Source organism: Helicobacter trogontum (assembly GCF_000765905.2).
Taxonomy (GTDB): domain Bacteria; phylum Campylobacterota; class Campylobacteria; order Campylobacterales; family Helicobacteraceae; genus Helicobacter_A; species Helicobacter_A trogontum.
Genome location: NZ_JRPL02000007.1, coordinates 42469 through 61849 on the forward strand (window position 1 = coordinate 42469; position 19381 = coordinate 61849).

Annotated in this window: 16 protein-coding genes; 11 read left to right on the top strand and 5 right to left on the bottom strand. The window is 33.1% G+C overall.

From position 1 onward, the window contains the following. Positions 1-117: 117 nt before the first annotated feature. A complete protein-coding gene (locus LS81_RS04335; RefSeq protein WP_034344887.1) occupies positions 118-936 on the bottom strand; it encodes a metal ABC transporter substrate-binding protein in 819 nt (272 codons plus the stop codon). Between the two features lie 98 nt (positions 937-1034). On the opposite strand from LS81_RS04335, the gene LS81_RS04340 reads away from it, so the two are divergent. Next, on the top strand, positions 1035-2120 hold the full coding sequence (locus LS81_RS04340; RefSeq protein ID WP_034344885.1) for a UDP-N-acetylglucosamine--N-acetylmuramyl-(pentapeptide) pyrophosphoryl-undecaprenol N-acetylglucosamine transferase: 1086 nt from the start codon (positions 1035-1037) through the stop codon (positions 2118-2120). A 321-nt stretch (positions 2121-2441) separates the two neighbouring features. On the opposite strand, the gene LS81_RS04345 is transcribed toward LS81_RS04340, so the two are convergent. Then, positions 2442-4007 carry a multicopper oxidase family protein gene (locus tag LS81_RS04345; RefSeq protein ID WP_034344883.1) on the bottom strand — a complete coding sequence of 522 codons (1566 nt, stop codon included), beginning with the start codon at positions 4005-4007 and terminating at the stop codon, positions 2442-2444. A gap of 212 nt (positions 4008-4219) precedes the next feature. On the opposite strand from LS81_RS04345, the gene LS81_RS04350 reads away from it, so the two are divergent. The 4 genes from LS81_RS04350 to LS81_RS04365 all read left to right on the top strand — a co-directional run bounded on the left by LS81_RS04350 (position 4220) and on the right by LS81_RS04365 (position 9985). Further along, positions 4220-5284, top strand: a complete 1065-nt coding sequence (locus LS81_RS04350) for a 7-cyano-7-deazaguanine synthase (RefSeq protein ID WP_034344881.1) — start codon at positions 4220-4222, stop codon at positions 5282-5284. A 22-nt stretch (positions 5285-5306) separates the two neighbouring features. Beyond that, positions 5307-5717, top strand: coding sequence for an acyl-CoA thioesterase (locus LS81_RS04355; protein WP_034344879.1), 411 nt, complete (start codon positions 5307-5309; stop codon positions 5715-5717). 377 nt (positions 5718-6094) lie between these two features. Then, positions 6095-8347 carry a 5-methyltetrahydropteroyltriglutamate--homocysteine S-methyltransferase gene (gene metE, locus LS81_RS04360; RefSeq protein WP_034344876.1) on the top strand — a complete coding sequence of 751 codons (2253 nt, stop codon included), beginning with the start codon at positions 6095-6097 and terminating at the stop codon, positions 8345-8347. Positions 8348-9079: 732 nt separating this feature from the next. After that, positions 9080-9985: a methylenetetrahydrofolate reductase gene (locus tag LS81_RS04365; RefSeq protein ID WP_034344873.1), complete on the top strand. Its 906-nt coding sequence runs from the start codon at positions 9080-9082 to the stop codon at positions 9983-9985. 761 nt (positions 9986-10746) lie between these two features. Here LS81_RS04365 and LS81_RS04370 read toward each other — a convergent pair. The 3 genes from LS81_RS04370 to LS81_RS04380 all read right to left on the bottom strand — a co-directional run bounded on the left by LS81_RS04370 (position 10747) and on the right by LS81_RS04380 (position 12928). Beyond that, positions 10747-11226 (bottom strand): toxin-antitoxin system YwqK family antitoxin, encoded by a 480-nt coding sequence (locus tag LS81_RS04370; protein WP_052096464.1) that lies wholly within the window; start codon positions 11224-11226, stop codon positions 10747-10749. Positions 11227-11923: 697 nt separating this feature from the next. Further along, a complete protein-coding gene (locus LS81_RS04375) occupies positions 11924-12595 on the bottom strand; it encodes a hypothetical protein (RefSeq protein WP_034344871.1) in 672 nt (223 codons plus the stop codon). A 93-nt stretch (positions 12596-12688) separates the two neighbouring features. After that, positions 12689-12928, bottom strand: a complete 240-nt coding sequence (locus LS81_RS04380) for a DUF2443 family protein (RefSeq protein WP_034319108.1) — start codon at positions 12926-12928, stop codon at positions 12689-12691. A 254-nt stretch (positions 12929-13182) separates the two neighbouring features. On the opposite strand from LS81_RS04380, the gene LS81_RS04385 reads away from it, so the two are divergent. The 6 genes from LS81_RS04385 to LS81_RS04410 all read left to right on the top strand — a co-directional run bounded on the left by LS81_RS04385 (position 13183) and on the right by LS81_RS04410 (position 19264). Beyond that, positions 13183-13782: a hypothetical protein gene (locus tag LS81_RS04385; RefSeq protein ID WP_052089123.1), complete on the top strand. Its 600-nt coding sequence runs from the start codon at positions 13183-13185 to the stop codon at positions 13780-13782. 109 nt (positions 13783-13891) lie between these two features. Next, positions 13892-15232, top strand: a complete 1341-nt coding sequence (locus tag LS81_RS04390; RefSeq protein WP_034344869.1) for a hypothetical protein — start codon at positions 13892-13894, stop codon at positions 15230-15232. A 132-nt stretch (positions 15233-15364) separates the two neighbouring features. After that, positions 15365-16816 (top strand): Mur ligase family protein, encoded by a 1452-nt coding sequence (locus tag LS81_RS04395; protein WP_052096463.1) that lies wholly within the window; start codon positions 15365-15367, stop codon positions 16814-16816. A 23-nt stretch (positions 16817-16839) separates the two neighbouring features. Next, positions 16840-17964 (top strand): M23 family metallopeptidase, encoded by a 1125-nt coding sequence (locus tag LS81_RS04400; RefSeq protein ID WP_034344867.1) that lies wholly within the window; start codon positions 16840-16842, stop codon positions 17962-17964. Next, positions 17964-18908 carry a M23 family metallopeptidase gene (locus LS81_RS04405; protein ID WP_034344864.1) on the top strand — a complete coding sequence of 315 codons (945 nt, stop codon included), beginning with the start codon at positions 17964-17966 and terminating at the stop codon, positions 18906-18908. The genes LS81_RS04400 and LS81_RS04405 overlap by 1 nt, the downstream gene beginning before the upstream one ends. Continuing rightward, positions 18839-19264, top strand: a complete 426-nt coding sequence (locus LS81_RS04410) for a bactofilin family protein (RefSeq protein ID WP_034318693.1) — start codon at positions 18839-18841, stop codon at positions 19262-19264. Before LS81_RS04405 ends, LS81_RS04410 begins: the two co-directional genes overlap by 70 nt. The last annotated feature ends 117 nt before the right edge of the window (positions 19265-19381 follow it).

Below are 19381 nucleotides of genomic sequence, written 5' to 3' on the forward strand. Positions count from 1 at the left end.
TGCTTGTAGTCAAATGAACTATTGTTGTAAAAGTTGCAATACGTTTAAGGGCAAGACAAATAACACCTATATTTGATAATAATAATCACGTGATTATGGCAAAATATTCCCACTATTTTATTCATAGCTTTTAGATATTTCTTTGAAAATAGATTCTAAATTTGCAATATAATCGACACTCATCGGATTTATTAACACAACCTCGGCTTGCATGGTTTTTGCAAGTGTTGTTATATCTTTGTTGTCATGTTCAGCAAATACTTTTTTAATCCCTGCTTTTTTGCCAAAATCAGCAAGAAATAAAATCTCCTTCATTCCATAAGTTTTTCCATGTTGTTCTAAGGCATATTCTTTCAATCCATACTCAATACTTGCTTCATCAAATAATGGGTGATAGATGATGAAATCTTTGCGTGGCATTTGTTGTACATATGCTTTGATTTTTTGTTGCAATGTATCGAGTTTGCGGTACAGCTCTTTTGCATTTTCACTATAAAAATGTGCATTTTGTGGATCTTTTGAGGCGAGTGCAATAGTTATAATGTTGGTAATCTCTACCGCATTTTCGATACTAAGCCATAAGTGCATTTGATCCGTTTTTTCTAAAATTTCATGCAACAATATTGTGTCTAATGTATGTTGTTGTTTGTTTGCTTGTAAAATCTTTGGGAGCCATATTTTTTCAAAGGGCATACCTATACCTATAAATATATCACTATTGGCTAGTGCTTGCATATCTTTAAAGGTGGGTTCATAAGTCTCTGGATTTTTATTTTGTGGTACTATGATAACAATATCTGCTTTTGATTTGGCAATTTCTTGCACAAAAAAATAAAGGGGAGGGATACTGACACTTACTTGCAACCTTTTTTCTGCATGTGCTGAGTTATACAAACAGCATATTAGCATAACAAAAATCTGTAAAAACTTTCTCATAAAAAACCTTTATGTTAAATATACTAGCTTTATTGCATAAATGGAATCTGCTATAATACTACAAAATACAAGGTTTTATGTAAGAAAGGGAGAATTATATGAATATAGCAATTACTGGGGGTGGTACAGGTGGGCACTTGGCAATTGCAAGAGCATTGGGAGAAGAGTGTAAAAAGCAAGGCATTACTACGCTATATATAGGTGGAACAAAAGGGCAAGATAAACAATGGTTTGATAACGCACATACTCCCTTTACTCATGTAGCATTTTTAGATTCCACGCCAGTTGTTAATCAAGGTTTTTTAGGTAAATGGAGTGCATTGACAAAAAATATTACAGAATCTTTAAAGGCAAAAAAACTTTTAAAAGCACATAATATAGATGCGTGTATCAGTGTTGGGGGATTTAGTGCTGCAACAGGAAGTTTTGGGGCAATTTTTAGTGGAATCCCATTTTTTATACATGAGCAAAATGCGTGTATGGGATCGCTCAATAAGCTTTTGAAGCCTTTTGCAAAAAAGTTTTTTTCAAGCTTTGAATACCCTCATGCAACTATTACGCCATATCCCATTAATAACAACTTTTTTATGAAACAAAGAGAGAGAACCTCGCTTAAAGTCATTGCATTTTTTGGTGGTTCTCAGGGTGCAAAGGCGATTAATGAAATCGCGATTAGACTTGCTCCCTTGCTTAAAAAGCATGGTATTAGAATCTTACATCAAGCTGGAAAGATAGATTATGAAAACACCTATAAGACATATGTAGAACAAGGCTTTTGTCTTGCAGATTCTATACAAGATTTTAAAGAGAGTAATAAAGATATATTTGTGTTTGATTTTAATATGCAGATGGCAGAGCTAATGAGCATGGCTGATTTTTGCATTAGTCGATCTGGGGCATCAAGCCTTTGGGAGCTTGTGAGTAATGGTTTGCCAACACTTTTTATCCCTTACCCACACGCTGCCAAAAATCATCAATATTTTAACGCAAAGAGTCTTATTGATCAAAACTTAGCTTTGCTTTATACGCAAGAGGAAATACTACATCTTGAGAGTAATGACTTGATGAATACAATATTGCAGGTCAATCTCTCTGAAATCTCTCAATCACTTATGCGTATGGCACAGCAAGATGGTGCGAAATGCATTATTGATAATATCAGTCAATATTTTATACAGAAGTAACATGAATAATAATTTGCTTATTATCTGTAATGCGATAGATAAATTTGTATAACTATGTATGTTTTGATAATCTTGTCGCATGTGAAAGATGAATAAAAGTTTATGTATTTGTGCAATCATCTGTTTGAAATGCTATAGTTTTGCATATAGTATCTTACAATTTATCTTTGCTATAATTGTGAGATATGGTAGCCTTGAATGCTATTTTAGAATCTTTTAATGCAAACAAAAACTATGTATTGCATTTGATAATAGCTACATAACTTCAACTTTAGTAGGCGTAGAAAATCGATTGTATAGATTGATATAAAAGAAGTTGAGTTACATCACGGATAAATTTCCCATCATGCCTAAACTTTCATGTTCTAAAATATGACAATGAAACATATAAATTCCTTTGAAGCTTTGCTTCATTCTGAGCCTTATGCTTTCATTTGGACGCACATTAATGCTATCTTGCAATGCTCTAAATTCTATCTTTTCATTTGTAGTTCCCACTTTTTTTTCAATAACTTCAAATTGTGTGCCATGTATGTGAAAAGGGTGATCCATGTGCGATTTGTTTGTAACGACAATATCATATATTGCCCCCATTTTTACATGAAAATCAATACGATTCATATCAAACACCTTATTATTGATTAGGAACATGGTGGCTAGATTCTTTTTTAATTCTTCTTTGTTTTGTGTGCTAAGATTATGCATTTTTGAATGGTCTTCACTCATAGTTATTTCAATTTGTTGTGTTGGGGGTTGTAATTTAGGCAATAAACGTAAGCTTTTTGGCAATTTTGATTCATTATACTCTGCATTTAGTTTAATATTGGCAAGCTCTAATATTTTTGGTTCATTCTTTGGTATCATTTTATCTCTATCATAAAAATGGCTTATTAACTTAAAATCCCCTTTCTTAACATTTTTGATAAATACCTCAACTCTTGATGCTGGACTTATAAGTAGCTGTTTTCTTTCAATTGGTTTTTCTATTAATCCACCATCCGTGCCTACAAGTATAAAACTTGAACCTTGCAATTCTAGATTCAGATATCTTGCAGAGCAAGCATTATAAATGCGGATTCGTTGCATAGAATCTATTGTAATTTGTGGTTTATATTCCCCATTAATAAGCACAAACTCACCCTCTCTACCATCAAGCCAATCGCTTAATGCGTTTGCTGGAATTTGTGCGTTAGAATCAAGTCGTAAATCAGTGATAAACCAATCAGATTCCACAAACTCCTTCAAAGGATTGTTGTGAGATTTTACGACAAATGCTCCTGCTAATCCCATATAAACTTGTTGTGCAGTGGTATTGTGTGGGTGTGGATGATACCAGTAAGTCCCTGCACAATCATTTGGCAACTTAAACTCATATGTTCTGTATCCATTTGCAGGTATTATATCCATAGGATTACCATCTTGACTTGGTGGGATAGGAAGACCATGCCAATGGATTGTAGTTGGTTCGTTTAAACTATTTTTTACCTCTATCTTGACCACATCATTTTCATATACCTCAATTTTTGGTGCAACCATGCTTTGTGTTTTTGCGTGCATGTCTTTATATGTATAACATCTTGTCTTTTTCCCTTTGATTAATTCTACTTTTGTTTCCTTTATTTCAAGTTTTGCATGAAAGAAACCCTTTTTATTGCTTGTATTAGATAATAAGGCTAATGGTTTGTGTATGTTGTGTTGAGGAAAATATGTTTCTTCAAGTAGGGCTAGTTTTTCATCCTCAAGTGTGATAAATGATGTATTAAGATGTTCTTCATTCGTATTGCTACTCATTGCGTGATGATTGTGGTGATCATGTGGGTTTGCAAAAAGCGGTATAAAACCCAAGGTAGCTAACGCATTGTATTTAATAAATGTTCTTCTTTGCATAAAATATCCTTTATTGTTAATGATAACTATTGTATTTTGCGAGATTAAATCAAAAATAAATATTCAATCTTTGTGATATTGCGGTGAATTCATGGGTTTAAGACTAGATGTGTTACAAAATCACTAAAAGATTAGCATTGTGTTTCTTTTTGTTTATTTGATGTATAATATTGTCAATTTGTATTTATATTTTAGTTTTGGAGTTTATAGATATGACAAAAAAGCAAATAAGTGCAGTTGCATTGTTTAGTGGTGGATTAGATTCTATGATTTCTATGCAATTACTACATGAGCAAGGCATTAAGGTGTATGCACTCAATTTTAATATAGGATTTGGCAGCAATAAGGATAAAAGTGAGTATTTCTATAATGCTGCTAAGCAGGTTGGTGCAGAACTTGTCCAAATCAATATTGCAAAGCAATTCTTTGATAATATTTTATTTAAACCGCAATATGGCTATGGTAAATATTTTAATCCATGTATTGATTGCCATGCTAATATGTTTTCACACGCGTTTGCTAAGATGGTAGAGCTTAAAGCAGATTTTGCCATTAGCGGTGAGGTTTTAGGGCAGCGTCCAAAAAGTCAGAGAAGAGAAGCAATGGATCAAGTGAAAAAACTTGTAAGAAAAATTGGAGAAAATCCATTATATGATTCTATATTAAGTCGAGATGGAAGTGATTCAAGTAAGCCACGAACTCTTGATGAGCTTATATTGCGTCCTATGAGTGCAAAACTCATGCCAGAAACTTTTCCTGAAAAAATGGGATGGGTTGATAGAGAAAAATTACTTGATGTAAGCGGTAGGGGTAGGCAAAGGCAGCTTGACTTGCTTAAAAAATATGGGTGGAAATATCATGAAAAGCCAGGTGGTGGTTGTTTATTGACGGATACTTCAGTTGCCTTAAAAATTAAAGATATGCAGGCACATCGAAAAGTGGTATTTGAAGATGTCGCATTATTTAAAGTTGGTCGCTACATGGTTTTAGAAAATGGTGCGAGATGTGTTATATCACGTAATGAAGAAGAGGGCAAAAAGCTGAATATGCAACATGAGTTTATGGATAGAATAGAGCTGCAAGGTATACAAGGTCCTATGGCTTTAGTAGAAAAAAACGCACACAAAGATGATAGAATCTTGGCTGCAAGAATAGTGCTTGGTTACGCAAAAACAGAGCTTGATAAGCTTTATAATGTGCGTATTGGAGATGAAGTATTAGAGCTTACGCCTTATGCAAAAGAGGATGCAAGTAGATTTTTACTTTTACAATCTTAAATCCAATTATTAAGGGGACATGATGACTGCATATGTGTTTTATGATGATACAGATTGTGGCGGTATTGTGTATCATGCAAATTATCTCATTTTTTGCGAACGAGCACGATCTTTACTCTTTTTTGAGAAAGGTATGCTTCCGCATAACGCAAAACATGGCTTTGTAGTAAAGGATATTGAATCTAGCTTTATAAAATCATTGCAATTAGGCGATAGATATAAGGTGCATACTATCCCATTAGAGATAAAAAGTGCTTCACTTACCCTACAACAAGAGATATATAAAATTGCAACATTTAACACTATACTAGATGCTCCAGAAATCGTTTTTAGTCTGAAAGTCAAACTAGCACACATTGATGTTGAAACAAAAAAGCCATGCAAAATCTCGGGTTCTATACATGATGTGGCAGAATTTTTTACTCGCAAATGACTATATGATAAGCTTACTTTGCAATATCAAGTGAAGTATCATTTATTTCTTATGTAGTTATTATTGCATACCATCATATCTTTACAATGATTTCATTCTGCAAATAATGTTGTCTAGAAGTCTGCTTGATTTATATGGTCAGCTATATCCATTAAACTCTATGATAATTTCCCTATAAAGTAAAAATAAATCATAAAATTTAGATTACATATTGTATTTGTTACTTTTTGTATCTTCATAGAAGTCCCTTGTCATGCGTTATCGCATTATTTTTTATGTAAAATAAATAATTTTTATACAAAAAATTAAAATTACATATTGTATTTATAAATTTTTATGTCATAATTTCACTATAACATTACAGAAAAGGAAACATAATGGGCAGTATTTTAGGATTTCCACGAGTTGGACAAAACAGAGAGCTGAAAAAGGCATTGGAGAGTTTTTGGGGTAATAAGAGCACACAAAATGATTTGGAGTCTGTGGCAAAAGATTTGCGAGCAAAGCACTGGGCAGAGCAAAAAGGCTTAGATTATGTATGTGTGAATGATTTTAGTTTGTATGATAATGTATTGGATTTAGCCTATGCATTAAATGCAAAGCCAGAAAGATTTAAAAATTTAAGTGGATTAGAGGGCTATTTTGCAATGGCTAGGGGACATAACAATGGTGTTGCATGTGAAATGACAAAGTGGTTTAACACAAATTATCATTATGTTGTGCCAGAGCTTAGCGAAAGCGATGACTACAAGGCAGATGTTAGCCTTATTAGAGCTTATTATAATGAAGCGAAAGCATTGGGTTACACACCTAAAATCTCGCTTATAGGGCTATTTACATTCTTTGGACTAAGTAAGGTTGTAAGTGGGAATCCTGTAAACATTTTCAAAAAACTTAAAGTTGCATATTTGGAATTAATAGCAGAGATAGTAAAGCTAGATTCTAAGGTTGTAGTCGAGTTTAGTGAGCCGATTTTTGTGCGTGGGATTTGCAAGGAAATTTTTGAAGGCATTGATGTAGAATCTGAAATTTTAAATGTCTATAATACTATTTCAGAAAGTGGAGTGCAAGCGATTGTAAGCACATTTTTTGAACATAGTAAAGAACTCACAGAGATTCTTGTTAAGTCAAAGATCGCAGGTATTGGACTTGATTTCCTTTATGGAGAGAGAAATAAAGAAAGTTTGCAAATTATTGCAGAGAGCGATAAGATTCTTTACGCTGGAGTTATTGATGGGCGAAATATTTGGGTAGCTGATATTGAGTCTAAACTTAAACTTTTAGAATCTATTGGTAGTGTTGTGCCAAAGGATAGGATTGTAGTAAGTGCATCTTGTTCACTCTTACATCTACCTTTTAGTAAAGAGGGTGAGAATAAGATCGAGGGTGAGATCCTTTCTTGGCTTAGTTTTGCACGAGAGAAAATCGCAGAGATTTGTGCTATAGATAAGGCTTATAGAGGGCAAATAGATTCTCAAGTAGAAGAATTTTTAGAGCAAAATAAAGCAGTTAATCTATCTCGCAAAAATTCTACTAAAACATATAATAAAGCCATACGTGAAAGAGTGGAATCTTATAATATTAAAGACAGGAGTTTACCATTCAAAGAACGTATTAAGCTTCAAAAAGAGGCATTTAATTTTCCAGTTTTACCGACTACAACTATTGGTTCATTTCCACAGACAAGCGAGATTAGAGCATTGCGTTTGGGATATAAAAAAGGTGAAATTAATAAAGCAGAGTATGAGAAAGGCATACAAGCATATATCAAAGACTGCGTAGAATTTCAAGATTCTATTGGGCTTGATGTATTAGTGCATGGAGAGCCAGAGAGAAATGATATGGTGGAATATTTTGGAGAACAGCTAAGCGGTTTTGTATTTAGCTCAAACGCATGGGTGCAAAGCTATGGTAGCCGCTGTGTGAAACCACCTATTATTTATGGTGATGTGGAACGACCAAAAGCAATGACTGTTGAGTGGATTACTTATGCACAGAGTTTAACAAAAAAGATAATGAAAGGAATGCTAACAGGTCCTGTAACAATTTTGAATTGGAGTTTTGTTAGAGATGACTTGAGCAGACAAGAAGTGTGTGAGCAGTTAGCATTATGTATTGCTGATGAAATTGATGATTTGCAAAAGTCAGGAATTAAAGTTATCCAAGTTGATGAGGCAGCATTTAAAGAGGGCTATCCTTTAAGAGTTGAAAATATTAAAGCATATGAAACTTGGGCGTTATCTTGCTTTAAGACTTCTGTGGCAATTGCAGAGCCAAAAACACAGATTCACACACATATGTGTTATAGCGAGTTTAACGACATTATTAAAACCATTGAAGCTCTTGATGCCGATGTGATTAGTATTGAGACTGCACGAAGTGGAAATGAGCTTCTTAAAGTCTTTAAAGAAGTAGGCTATACAAATGAAGTTGGACCAGGTGTATATGATATACATAGTCCTAGAATCCCAAGTGTTGAAGAGTTGGTAGCACAGATTAAAGCCTTGCTTGAAGTTTTACCAAAAGAGCAATTATGGATAAATCCAGATTGTGGACTTAAGACTAGAAAATGGGAAGAGGTAAAACCAAGCCTTATTAATATAGTAGAAGCGGTAAAACAAGTTCGCTAAACTATAAGTTTCTTTGGTGTTTTTAGTGGATTATTTATCCCAAATTGATTGCTATTGTTTGGGCGATTTGCGTATCTTTGAGTATCGCTAATTTTGGTTTAATCAGAATTATTGCTATGCTCTAAGAGTTTTATGAGTATTGTTATGATTTGTTTTGATAGCAAGATTTTGTTTGTGAAATCTGCACAAAAATGTTTCGTATCTATTCTAAATACAGCTGTTATTCTAGAATAGGGTGTGTTGCAGGGTTGACAAGCTATAACTATCAAAGTTGAATATTATTGATCGCAACTAAGTTTATGAACTGCATATCTGTATGATGGCAAGATTTAAACTTGGTTTCTTATCTTTTTTAAGAAAGATTTTGTTATTGAAAGCAACAGAATTTTTCTTAAAAAAGATAAGAGGTTTTTAATTTTATTGGATGCAATAAATAAGGAATCTAGGTTATATAAATATAGATAGAGTTATTTGCAGGAGTGTTTTTAAAGAGGATTTGGGTTATGAGGAATATTATACAAGAGAGATTACGTAGCAAGGAAATATTTAAGTGTGCAAGAAGTAGGCTTTTGTATCAAAGAACTTGTGGTGTGATACTTGCACAAGTTAATCAGTGAGGTAAGATATTCTAGTTAATGTAGGTATTTAAAATGATGATGATTTTTAAGATTTGATTAAAGCATCTACTTAGAATCTAAGTCTCCAAACTAAAATGAAAGAAAGGATAGCACGATGTTAGAATCTCTTGTAGCTAAACTAAGAAGCAATGAATCATTTTTGAGCGTAGAGGTCTCACCGAGACTAAGTGCTACAATTGGGCAAAATGTGATAGATGAACTAGAATCTTTAGAACAAGCAGATTGTTTTGTCTGCACAGATTCTCCACTTGCACGGCTTAAGCCCTCATCAATTCTTAGTTCAATCAAATTACAAAATGCTCTCAATAAGCCACTTATTTGTACGCTTTCAATGAGAGATAGGAACTCTATTGCTTTATGTGGAGATATTTTGGCAGCAAATGAGTTTGGATTGCGTGCCTTTCTTAGCCTTAGTGGTGATAGTGTGAAGAATGGGGATTGTGCTGGGGCTAAGGGTGTATTTGAAGAAAGTTCTTTAAAACTTGGCAGAATCATAGAGGACTTAAATCAAGGCGTGGCAGCAAATGGTAAGGCTTTAAAGGATGGGGTAAAGCCTATTTACAATTTTTCTGTTATTAATTCTCATGCCAACAACACAGAATCTCTAAAAAAGAAAATGCTTAAAAAGCTTAGTAATTCAAAGGTTGAAGGACTTTTTACGCAACCTGTGTTTTCACTCCAAAGTGCACAATTCTTGCTTGAAAGTTTGGAAGAAATAAATGAAAACTTGGAGCAAAAATGTGTTATGATTTTGGGATTTTTTCCTGTGTTAAATTACAAAGTGGCGTTATTTTTGCGTGATAAATTGCCTGGCGTGTATATTCCAAACGAATGGGTTGAGAGACTAGAAAAGGCAAGTATACGCAGCAAGGAAGAAGAGCAGAAAGTGGGCTTAGAGCTTTCAAGAGAGCTTTTTTTTGGTTTGCAGACACTACATAATAAATTCCATTTTATGAGCGCTAATAAACCAAGCTTATTGAAAGAGTTTGTAAGAGGCTGAATCTTTTGTGTGTATTGTTGGATAGTCTGCTTTTCTTATTATTTGATTCTAATCTTTTAACCTTTCTAGGCTAATTTTACAGACTCACATGAATGGCTAATTATGTTGGCATTTATAATGATTTGGAATCTAGATCAAACAAAGTTACTCGTTTCCTATCGATCACATGATAAACTCATCATTTTCTTAGCGGATTTTAGCTTACTAGAAGTTGCATGTATAAAGACTTGCTAAGCTTTTTGATATTTGAGTTATCTGCTCAATTATCTTGTGAAACATCTTTTAGATTTATTGCTTTAAATCTTTTACCCATAAAAGAATATGTGCAAACAACTTTATAATATAAATATATGAGTTTTAGATGATTATAGAGTGGTTTAAGACATCTTTGTTTAATAAATCTTTATAGGATATATACAATAAAAACTACCACATACTTTTTGTATAACAATCTAAAATGTTATTCAAAAACAAGATTATTAAAACATATTGTATTAAATAATTTTCATGTGGTTCTTTAAGGATCAAAGAATCTTTAAAATATTTTAAAAGTTAAATCCCTATGAATTTGACTGAAGTCTGTGTGGCGAGTGTAGTAAAATTTATGAGTTTATGTTAGGCGGCAATATGTTTAGAATTTCATAGATGTGTGATTGCAATTTATAATCAGACATATTATATATTATGTGAAAAGCAATAAAGAAGCAAAGGGGTATAAAATATAGAACACTTTAAGATAGCTTTTATATGACAAGATAGAGCTAATCTTGATTGCATATATCAGCAATGTTAAGTATTGTGTGCCAATTGCGTATTTGAGTGGTTGTTAATAATTTTTGATTATCGCAAACACCAGAGATTGCCACACCATCTTGATAGATGATTGATAACAAATGTTTCCCATTTTTATAGTAGTAGTTTTCGCTACCATGTATTGTGTCATGTATATATGGGGTTTCGGCCTTTAAATTCCCATTTGAAAAATAGTGTTTTACGACACCATGTATTTCATCGCCTCTATAAGGTGTTTCAGATTTCAACTTCCCATTTTTAAAATATATTTTTGCAGTACCATATAATTCTCCATTTTTGTATGATGTTTCAGATTTTATATTTCCATTTGCATAATATGTTTTTTTGATACAAGCTTCTAGCCTGTCTTTTTTACTTTTACATTCTTTTAATACTTCTGCTTGCATATATATAAAGCAGCTTAAAAAAACAAAAAATAATTTTTTCATACACTTATATCCTTTTGGAACTTTGTTTTTTATTAGATCTTTGTAAATATACTATTGTATCATGTCTTAACAAGACTGATTAAGTTTAACTTTAAATAAAATTGAGATATTATGTTGTAGAGAAAAATAAGTAATAGATGCAACAAGGGTGTATCTTATCTTGCGGTTTTATGCAACAATAATGCGGGATATAAAAATATAATTTATAATCGATTTTTTTACATAAAGAGGCTGCAATATATAAGCAGGGTTGTATGCGAGATTGTAGGATTAAAATTTTAATTTGTAGCGAAGTGATATAAAACTTATAATTAAGTATTTATCTAGCTAGTAATTTACAATTTATGTTTAATTAGCACAAAATACCATCATTGCTATTATATCTGGTTTGCCTCTTTGAATAAGTTGTGTTATTGTGCAGCAATGCAAAAGTAAGTGTATCAATATTTGAATTATCTATCATAGTTCATGTCTAAAGAATATGTATGTTAATGACTAATTACTAAGGTTAAGCCTTATAATTTTCCTCCGTAAATGAAGGTTTAATTACTGATAAAATTAAAAAGCTTTAAGTAGATTCTGATCGATGTTTTATTATCATGAAGTATGTGTCAAACTCTTATAAAGCTTTACGATAAGATGTGACATAGATTGTGATCTTTATAGATTTATATCATCCATGATATTCATGTGTTTATTATTGCAAGAATGCATAGCCAGTGCTTGGTTCAATAGCAATGACAATATTGCCCACAAGCACTTTTTGTAAATTATTTGGCATGTGCAGATTCTGACCACACAGCACTTTGCCAAAATCATCAAAATAAAAGCGGAAAGTATCTCTTTCTTGACAAGTAGTGGGAATTTGCAATGCGAGTGTTTGTAGCTTGGTGCTTTCATGTAGCCTAAAGTCAAATAATGCATTATCCTTGCAAAATCCTGTAATATTTGTATTGTTATAACCACTTAGACATTGCGTTGTGCCAATATGCAATGCAACAATATCTCCTGCGAGTGGACGCCTATCAAAATCAGTCGTATGCGCAAAACGCGGAGTGTCTCTATAAATTGATAGACTATTTTTTGTGTAAATTCCACTTGTATGAAATTGCAGTTGCCAATGAAAAGGCATGTTATTTTGCAATAATCGTCTTGAATCCACACGAGCAAATGAGTAAATATCGCCAAATCCAATATAGCCTAATTTTGAGTGATCTATCAAAGATAGCATTCTTGTATGCTTCATTGCATAAAGTGTTGTTAAGGCAGCTCTCGTATTATTTGGTAGCGAAAAGGAGTAGGCAAACCAAGCTGTCGTGGCAAGTATGCTTATGATAAGCAATGAATATAAGATTTCTATGAGTTTCATGAAAGATTGCATCCTTCCATCATAAAATCACAACATTCACACTATAAAAAATAAAATCAAATTATCTTGTAATCTGCAAATAGTTTGATAATATTAATATACAAACCATTCTCTTTTTAATTTATTTAATACATCAATTTCTTTTTTCAGTGCCATAACTTGCTCATCAACTGTTGCAAACAAGCTCATATTTAAGTGTTCTGGCATATCCAAACTACCACGTTTAATCATGATATAATCCTCAAGACTAATCTTTGCCATGTTTAACGAGATTGTGATTTCATCTTGAATATTTTCAATATTTTTTATAATCTGATTAATGCGTTCAAACATGTTTTATCCTTTTTTATACAATAAACTTTGTATTATTGTAACAAGTTTTTGTCAAATAAATATTGCATATAGATATTGCATAATTCCATATCATTAGTCATCATATCTTATTAATTTTAATATATACATAAGTATGCTGAATTGAATCTTGTATAATAATTGCCGATTATGGTTACTAGATTCTTTGTGTGTTTGAAGAGATAGTAAAATTTTAGAATCTAGATTCTAAAAACATTGCAGAAAGGGGTAAAACTATGAAAGACATCTTAAAATGTTTGATTACAAGCGTAATAGTATGGAGCGGTGTTTTGCATGCAGAGTCGCCTTATGCCCCAGACTTTTCATTAAAAACCCATGTTTTACAGGAGCCACCAGCCCTAATGCAAAACTATAATACGGGTTTGCCAGAAAGTTGGGAATATTATGCCACAAAAGCACCAAGGCAGAATGTGCTTATACCTACCATGCCTGTCATTATGGAGATTTGTGCGATCATGGAAACACCATTGCAAGTTTATCTTACAAAAGAATCTCTGATGCAGGGGTGTCGCATGGGTGATAAGGGACTATTACATCTTATACTCCAACCTTATCAGTATCTACCCTCATTGCATACTCTAGAGAACACATCGCTTATAGCTAACACAGGGCAAACTTATAATTATCCACAAATAGTTATCTATTATAAGATTGATGAGAAGACACAAGATATTCTTACAAGCATAGAGTTAGGTGATTTTTATGATGAAAATGGCAGTATTATTGTGAATGGAGAATCTTTTTGGTATAACAAAGATGTTATGCTGACATTTCATAAGCTTATCCGTGAAATAAGTGATGAGGTTATTTATTGATAAATTATAATCAATGATTATTGCCATATGTAACCAGTATTTTCTAAAGTATTAGATATTAGGAATAAGTTTTGCTTTGATAAATGAGAAATTAAAAATGGAGTTTATCATGGCTATCAATGTGAATGCGGTGCCTATTGCATTGCAAAAAATACCGACAGCAAATGATTCTTTAAAGCTTGTGGATATGCAAAAAACTTTTAGCATCATTGATGAAGTTCCCGCTGCTGATGCTATAGCCACAGATGAAAATCCAGAATATGATGCACAAATTAATGATATGCTAAATACTCTGAAAGCCCTGCAGGTAGCAAAAAAAAGTTTGAGTGATGTGCAAAGTATCACAAAAGATATCAAAAGCAATTATAAAACTGAAAAAAACGATGCTTGGGCACCAGTTGATGACACAATGTTGCGACAACGTTACGAGGCTACACTACAGATTAAAGATATTTTAAGCAAAGCAACACTAAACCACAAGAATGTCTTTACAATGGATTACGCAAAAGATGGGATTACCCTTGATTTGGGACGGAAAGATATGAGTGCACTTAACTTGCGAGATGAGCACTCTATTAATATATTTTCTGATAATATCGATCGCTTAAGTCAGCAGATTGAAGAGAATGTGCAAAAACTACAGCAAAAAATTGACAAAATCAATAAAAGTAGATGGTTGTCTATGGAGAATTTGCGTAATGTGCGTTTACAGCAAAAAGAGGTAAATGCAGCACTTAAAGCAGCACAACCAGCACCCAACCTAGCAAGTGCTCTTGCTCAAATATCTCAAGAGCAACCCGCTTTGAGCGCATCAATAGATTCTACAACACAAGATGTATCAGCAAAATCGAATACTCCAACAATAAGCAAAGATCAAGAAAATTCAATACAGCAGAATCTAAATACTCAAGAGAGTGCAAAATCTCAAGTTGAAAATAATGCAGAGAAGGTTGCAGCATCTAGTGATTCTAAACTCAAGACAGCAGATTCTACTACAAAATCTAATATAGATGATAAAAATATAGAATCTAATACAACAAAGTCTAACCCTGTGGGCTTGAATACAGAATCAAAAAAAGAAGATTCTACAAGCTCTAATGAAAAAAGTAGTGATAATAAATATAAAGGGCAAATGAATACTGCAAATGTATCCACACAGGGCACTAAAGCTAAAGATCCTAAAGATGAAGTAAGTATAAAAGTAGATGATGCCAGTGTGGATAAAACAAATAATATGAAAGAAAGCAATGATAGTGTAGATAAGAAGGCAACACAAGATTCTGCAAAAATGGATACAAAGCAAACAAATAATTCTATAGAAAATGCAAGTAAAGATAATAGTGAGATAAAAGGGGAGGGTACTAATACAGATACAAAAAGCACCGCTGCGTTAAATAATGCTTCATCGCAAAAAGAGAATGAAGAGCAGGTTGTTGATGTGTTTGTGTGATGGATTCTGCAAGTTTCAATTTATAAAGATTACATATCAACAAAATATCTAAAGATAGCTGTAATAAAGCTTCTATATGCTTAATTGATGTAAAAGCATTAATTAAATTAATACAATATAAAGTGAGCTGTTATGATATACCAATACATGGATTCTAAAGCACAAGAATATGCCGTATTTGATCCCACACGAGCGCGAAGACTTTTCTTATTATTGCAACCATATTTGTCTTTAAATAGTCGTAATATCCATATCATTGGCACAAATGGCAAGGGTAGTACAGGGAGATTTATTGCACAAAGTATTATAGAATCTGGACATAAAGTTTTGCATTTTACATCACCACATGTGTTTGATTTTAGAGAAAGATTCTACACAAATAGGGGTGTTGTAGATCTTGAAACATTGCTTGAGGCACATGATTTTTTACAGCAATTTTCTTTTATTCATGAGGCTAGCTATTTTGAATATGCTACATTTCTTGCACTTGTGTTGGGGAGAGATTGCGATTATCTTGTTATGGAGGCAGGTATTGGTGGTGAGTTTGACAGCACATCTATTTTACACTATGACATAACTATCTTTACTCGCATAGGACTTGATCACAAAGAAATGCTAGGGAGCACTTTAGAATCTATTGCATTAACAAAACTTCGTGCAGCACAGGGTGATATTTTTGTGCATTTCCAAGAGAAAGAGGTATTAAAATTACTAGAAAATATAAAAGATATTGGTATGCACACACAGGATTTGGGATTACAACATATTCCAGTTCAAGAGGTTACTTATTTATCTAAAAATGATCTATATACAGAAGAAATCAGGGCTTACAGCAGTACTCATCAGATTCCGCATTTTTTAGTAGAGAATCTAGGCCTTGCATCTCTTGTATTAAAAAAATTAGATATTCCTTTATTGAAAGGAAGGTTAGATCTTGCAGGTAGATTTCAAACTATATCACCAAATATCGTAGTTGATGTAGGACACAATATCATGGCTGCACAAGCTGCTATTTCTGCTGCAAAATTATATTTTAATAATGAGCCTTTTGTGCTTATCTATAATAGCTATAAAGACAAAGAAATTATAGATATTATAAGTATATTTAAGGATTGTATCTCTGAAATAATAATTTTTATGGTTGAAAATCCACGTATAATAAACCCAAATGAGATGGAAAATATTTTAGACACTTTGGGCTTTACACCAAAATATGCTTGTGATTTGAAATCTCAACTGAATGCAAATGTACAAAGTGTTTATAAACTAGAAAACAAGATAGTAGATCCTAATAGCAATGCAGATCAAGCCTTAATCTCTAGTGCATCAAAAGGAGGGAATGAAAACCTCGTTGATTATGAGTATAGCAACACCTCTCAACCTATCAGGCATAAAAATGATACTAGCACCCAAATATGTTATAGCTTTTTTTGTCCTTATGCTGTGGGGCTTGACTTATTGCCAAAAAAACTGATAGAATCAGGAAAAATTTTACAACAAGATAAAAAATATTTGGTTTTTGGAAGCTTTTCACTTGTGGAGCAGTTTTTGTTGTGGTTTGATAAAAATTGCAATGCACAATAATATGATGTTTGGCAGTAGTATAGATGGAAGATACAGGTAAGATTAAAAAAACTTTAACTATTACAATAGTTGATGAAAATGGCTCAAAACAATTTACAATGGCAAAGGTAATGCAAAAAATTGTGATGTATGGCAGTGTTATGCTGTGTATGGTGATTGCACTAGGTTATTTTGCCATGTCTTCTTTTATAGAACAACTCGATGAAATTAATACCGCAAAGCAAGAATCATATCAAGCATTTCAAGATATGTATCAACAAAACGCCTTTTTACAAGATGACATACAAAGCAAAACAGAAGAGCTTCAAGCTATGCGTGATCGAGTTGCAGATTTAGAAAAAATGGTAAATTTTAATTCCTTTCATAATGATAAAACTCAAATTAGTCATATAGATTTACAAGCACTTCCTGATACACAAAAAGCAACAATTTTGCAGATTATCCCCAATGGTAATCCACTTGCTATGTTTGAGATGAAGCAAAAAACGACAAGAAATGCAAGAGATCGTGGATTAATTGACATGCAGTATGCTGCAATACAAACTCATAGCACTAATACAGGATATGACTATTATACAAGTAAGAGTGAGCCAGTGTATGCGACCGCTGATGGTTTAGTGGAGTCAACTCGCGGTGGCAATCAGAAGTATGGGTATGGAAATATCGTGAGGCTGTCTCATGTGCTAGGTTTTAGCAGTGCGTATACAAACCTTGATAGGATTGCGGTAAAAGTTGGCGATTTTGTCAGTAGAGGTGATATTATAGGCTACACGACTTCAAGTCCAGGTAAAAATCATATAAGCCTCTATTATGAGGTGAGATTCTTAAGTCAAGGATTAGACACTTTGTCTTTTATTGACTGGGATACACAGAATTTCCAATCTATCTTCAATGTTGAAAGGAATGCTAACATAGATGTAAGTAGTCTCATGTGGGCATTAAATGATATTGCAAAACTGAATGACATGTCTTCTCATTTTGCCTTTGGTGACAAAGCAAATTTACAACAAGAAGAGATGGGTAATATAAAAGAAGCTTTGGATTCTAAAAAAACATATCGCTTTGATAATACGCAAGACTCTTTTACAACTCAAGGCTATGATGTGGTGTCGCGGAAATACGCCCAAGCTAAACAGGGTGATATGTGATGAACATGAATAAACGCCTTGTGATTATGATCACAGATTTAAATGGTTCAAAATTTATTAATGTCGATATGATATTTCGCCAAATTGGTGCTTATTTACTTGTTTTTCTACTCACTTTAGGTTTATTTGCTTACATTAGTATTGCTGTAATACGAAAAGAAATATATAACATGCAGCTGCGACATACACAGCTTATCAATGAGTTTGCGAGTATGCAGCAGCACAATGAAAGATTAAATGAGGCTATACAGGAAAAGGACGAGGAGATTGCTCTTGTTGGCAATAGATTTGAAGATATAGAAAATGTTGTTGGTGCAAATAAGAATCTATCAGATACAATTGTCTTGTTGGATAATGCTGATCTAAATTTGTTGGATAGAATGGATACAGCCTCGATTACTGCACTGCAAAAAACTTTTATTATGAAGTTTATTCCAAATGGGAGTCCTATTGATATTAACTATCGTTTGTCGGCTCCTTATGGAAGGCGTTTTCATCCCATTTTACACATTTATCATATACATACGGGTGCTGATATGGTGGCTCCTATGAATACACCTGTTTATGCGACTGCTGATGGGGTCGTAGATTGGGCTAGTAGTAGTGGAAATGGTGGTTATGGGAAGCTCGTGAAAATCTCTCACTCATTTGGGTTTAGAACATATTATGCGCACCTAAATGATATTAAGGTGCAGAGAGGGCAGTTTGTAAAAAAAGGGCAACTGGTGGCGCTTACTGGTTCTTCTGGAGCCAGTACGGGCCCCCATTTGCATTATGAAATACGATTTTTAGGACAACCTATCGATCCTATGAATTTTGTGCATTGGAATATGCAAAATTTTGACCTTATTTTTGAAAAAGAAAGGAGAATATCATGGCATTCTTTGCTTCAGATAATAAACAACCTAATGGGAAGGAAACAACAGGAGGAGCTGCAACAATAATCGCAGTCAACACAAAGTTTAAAGGCGAAATACACACAGATTGCCATTTTCATACGGATGGAGAGTTTGAGGGTGTTATTCATTCTAAAAATACTGTTATGGTTGGTAAAACTGGGATGATCACTGGTGATGTTTATGCACAAAAGGTTATTGTTAGTGGTAAGATTACAGGTAATGTTGAAGCAAAAGCAATTGAGATTCTGGCAAATGGTAGATTGGAAGGCACGATTACTTCAGATGAACTTGTGATCGAAAAGAAAGGTATGTTCCTTGGTCAATCTAAAAGTAATAGTAAAGAAGTAAAGCTATTAAGTGATTCACAAAAGCCACAATCTAGCATTGAGCTAAAGAAATAATGGTATATAACCTTTAATAAACCTTCAATAATAACATTACTTGGCCTAAGAATATTGATTTAATTTACAATAATATCTTCTTGGACTTATATGTTAGCAAAGTTGCTGATCTTAAAG

What these genes read in the sequence shown, in the direction of transcription:
- LS81_RS04335 (WP_034344887.1), bottom strand. Translation starts at nt 936, where the DNA reads ATGAGAAAGTTTTTACAGATTTTTGTTATGCTAATATGCTGTTTGTAT.
- LS81_RS04340 (WP_034344885.1), top strand. Translation starts at nt 1,035, where the DNA reads ATGAATATAGCAATTACTGGGGGTGGTACAGGTGGGCACTTGGCAATT.
- LS81_RS04345 (WP_034344883.1), bottom strand. Translation starts at nt 4,007, where the DNA reads ATGCAAAGAAGAACATTTATTAAATACAATGCGTTAGCTACCTTGGGT.
- LS81_RS04350 (WP_034344881.1), top strand. Translation starts at nt 4,220, where the DNA reads ATGACAAAAAAGCAAATAAGTGCAGTTGCATTGTTTAGTGGTGGATTA.
- LS81_RS04355 (WP_034344879.1), top strand. Translation starts at nt 5,307, where the DNA reads ATGACTGCATATGTGTTTTATGATGATACAGATTGTGGCGGTATTGTG.
- metE (WP_034344876.1), top strand. Translation starts at nt 6,095, where the DNA reads ATGGGCAGTATTTTAGGATTTCCACGAGTTGGACAAAACAGAGAGCTG.
- LS81_RS04365 (WP_034344873.1), top strand. Translation starts at nt 9,080, where the DNA reads ATGTTAGAATCTCTTGTAGCTAAACTAAGAAGCAATGAATCATTTTTG.
- LS81_RS04370 (WP_052096464.1), bottom strand. Translation starts at nt 11,226, where the DNA reads ATGAAAAAATTATTTTTTGTTTTTTTAAGCTGCTTTATATATATGCAA.
- LS81_RS04375 (WP_034344871.1), bottom strand. Translation starts at nt 12,595, where the DNA reads ATGAAACTCATAGAAATCTTATATTCATTGCTTATCATAAGCATACTT.
- LS81_RS04380 (WP_034319108.1), bottom strand. Translation starts at nt 12,928, where the DNA reads ATGTTTGAACGCATTAATCAGATTATAAAAAATATTGAAAATATTCAA.
- LS81_RS04385 (WP_052089123.1), top strand. Translation starts at nt 13,183, where the DNA reads ATGAAAGACATCTTAAAATGTTTGATTACAAGCGTAATAGTATGGAGC.
- LS81_RS04390 (WP_034344869.1), top strand. Translation starts at nt 13,892, where the DNA reads ATGGCTATCAATGTGAATGCGGTGCCTATTGCATTGCAAAAAATACCG.
- LS81_RS04395 (WP_052096463.1), top strand. Translation starts at nt 15,365, where the DNA reads ATGATATACCAATACATGGATTCTAAAGCACAAGAATATGCCGTATTT.
- LS81_RS04400 (WP_034344867.1), top strand. Translation starts at nt 16,840, where the DNA reads ATGGAAGATACAGGTAAGATTAAAAAAACTTTAACTATTACAATAGTT.
- LS81_RS04405 (WP_034344864.1), top strand. Translation starts at nt 17,964, where the DNA reads ATGAACATGAATAAACGCCTTGTGATTATGATCACAGATTTAAATGGT.
- LS81_RS04410 (WP_034318693.1), top strand. Translation starts at nt 18,839, where the DNA reads ATGGCATTCTTTGCTTCAGATAATAAACAACCTAATGGGAAGGAAACA.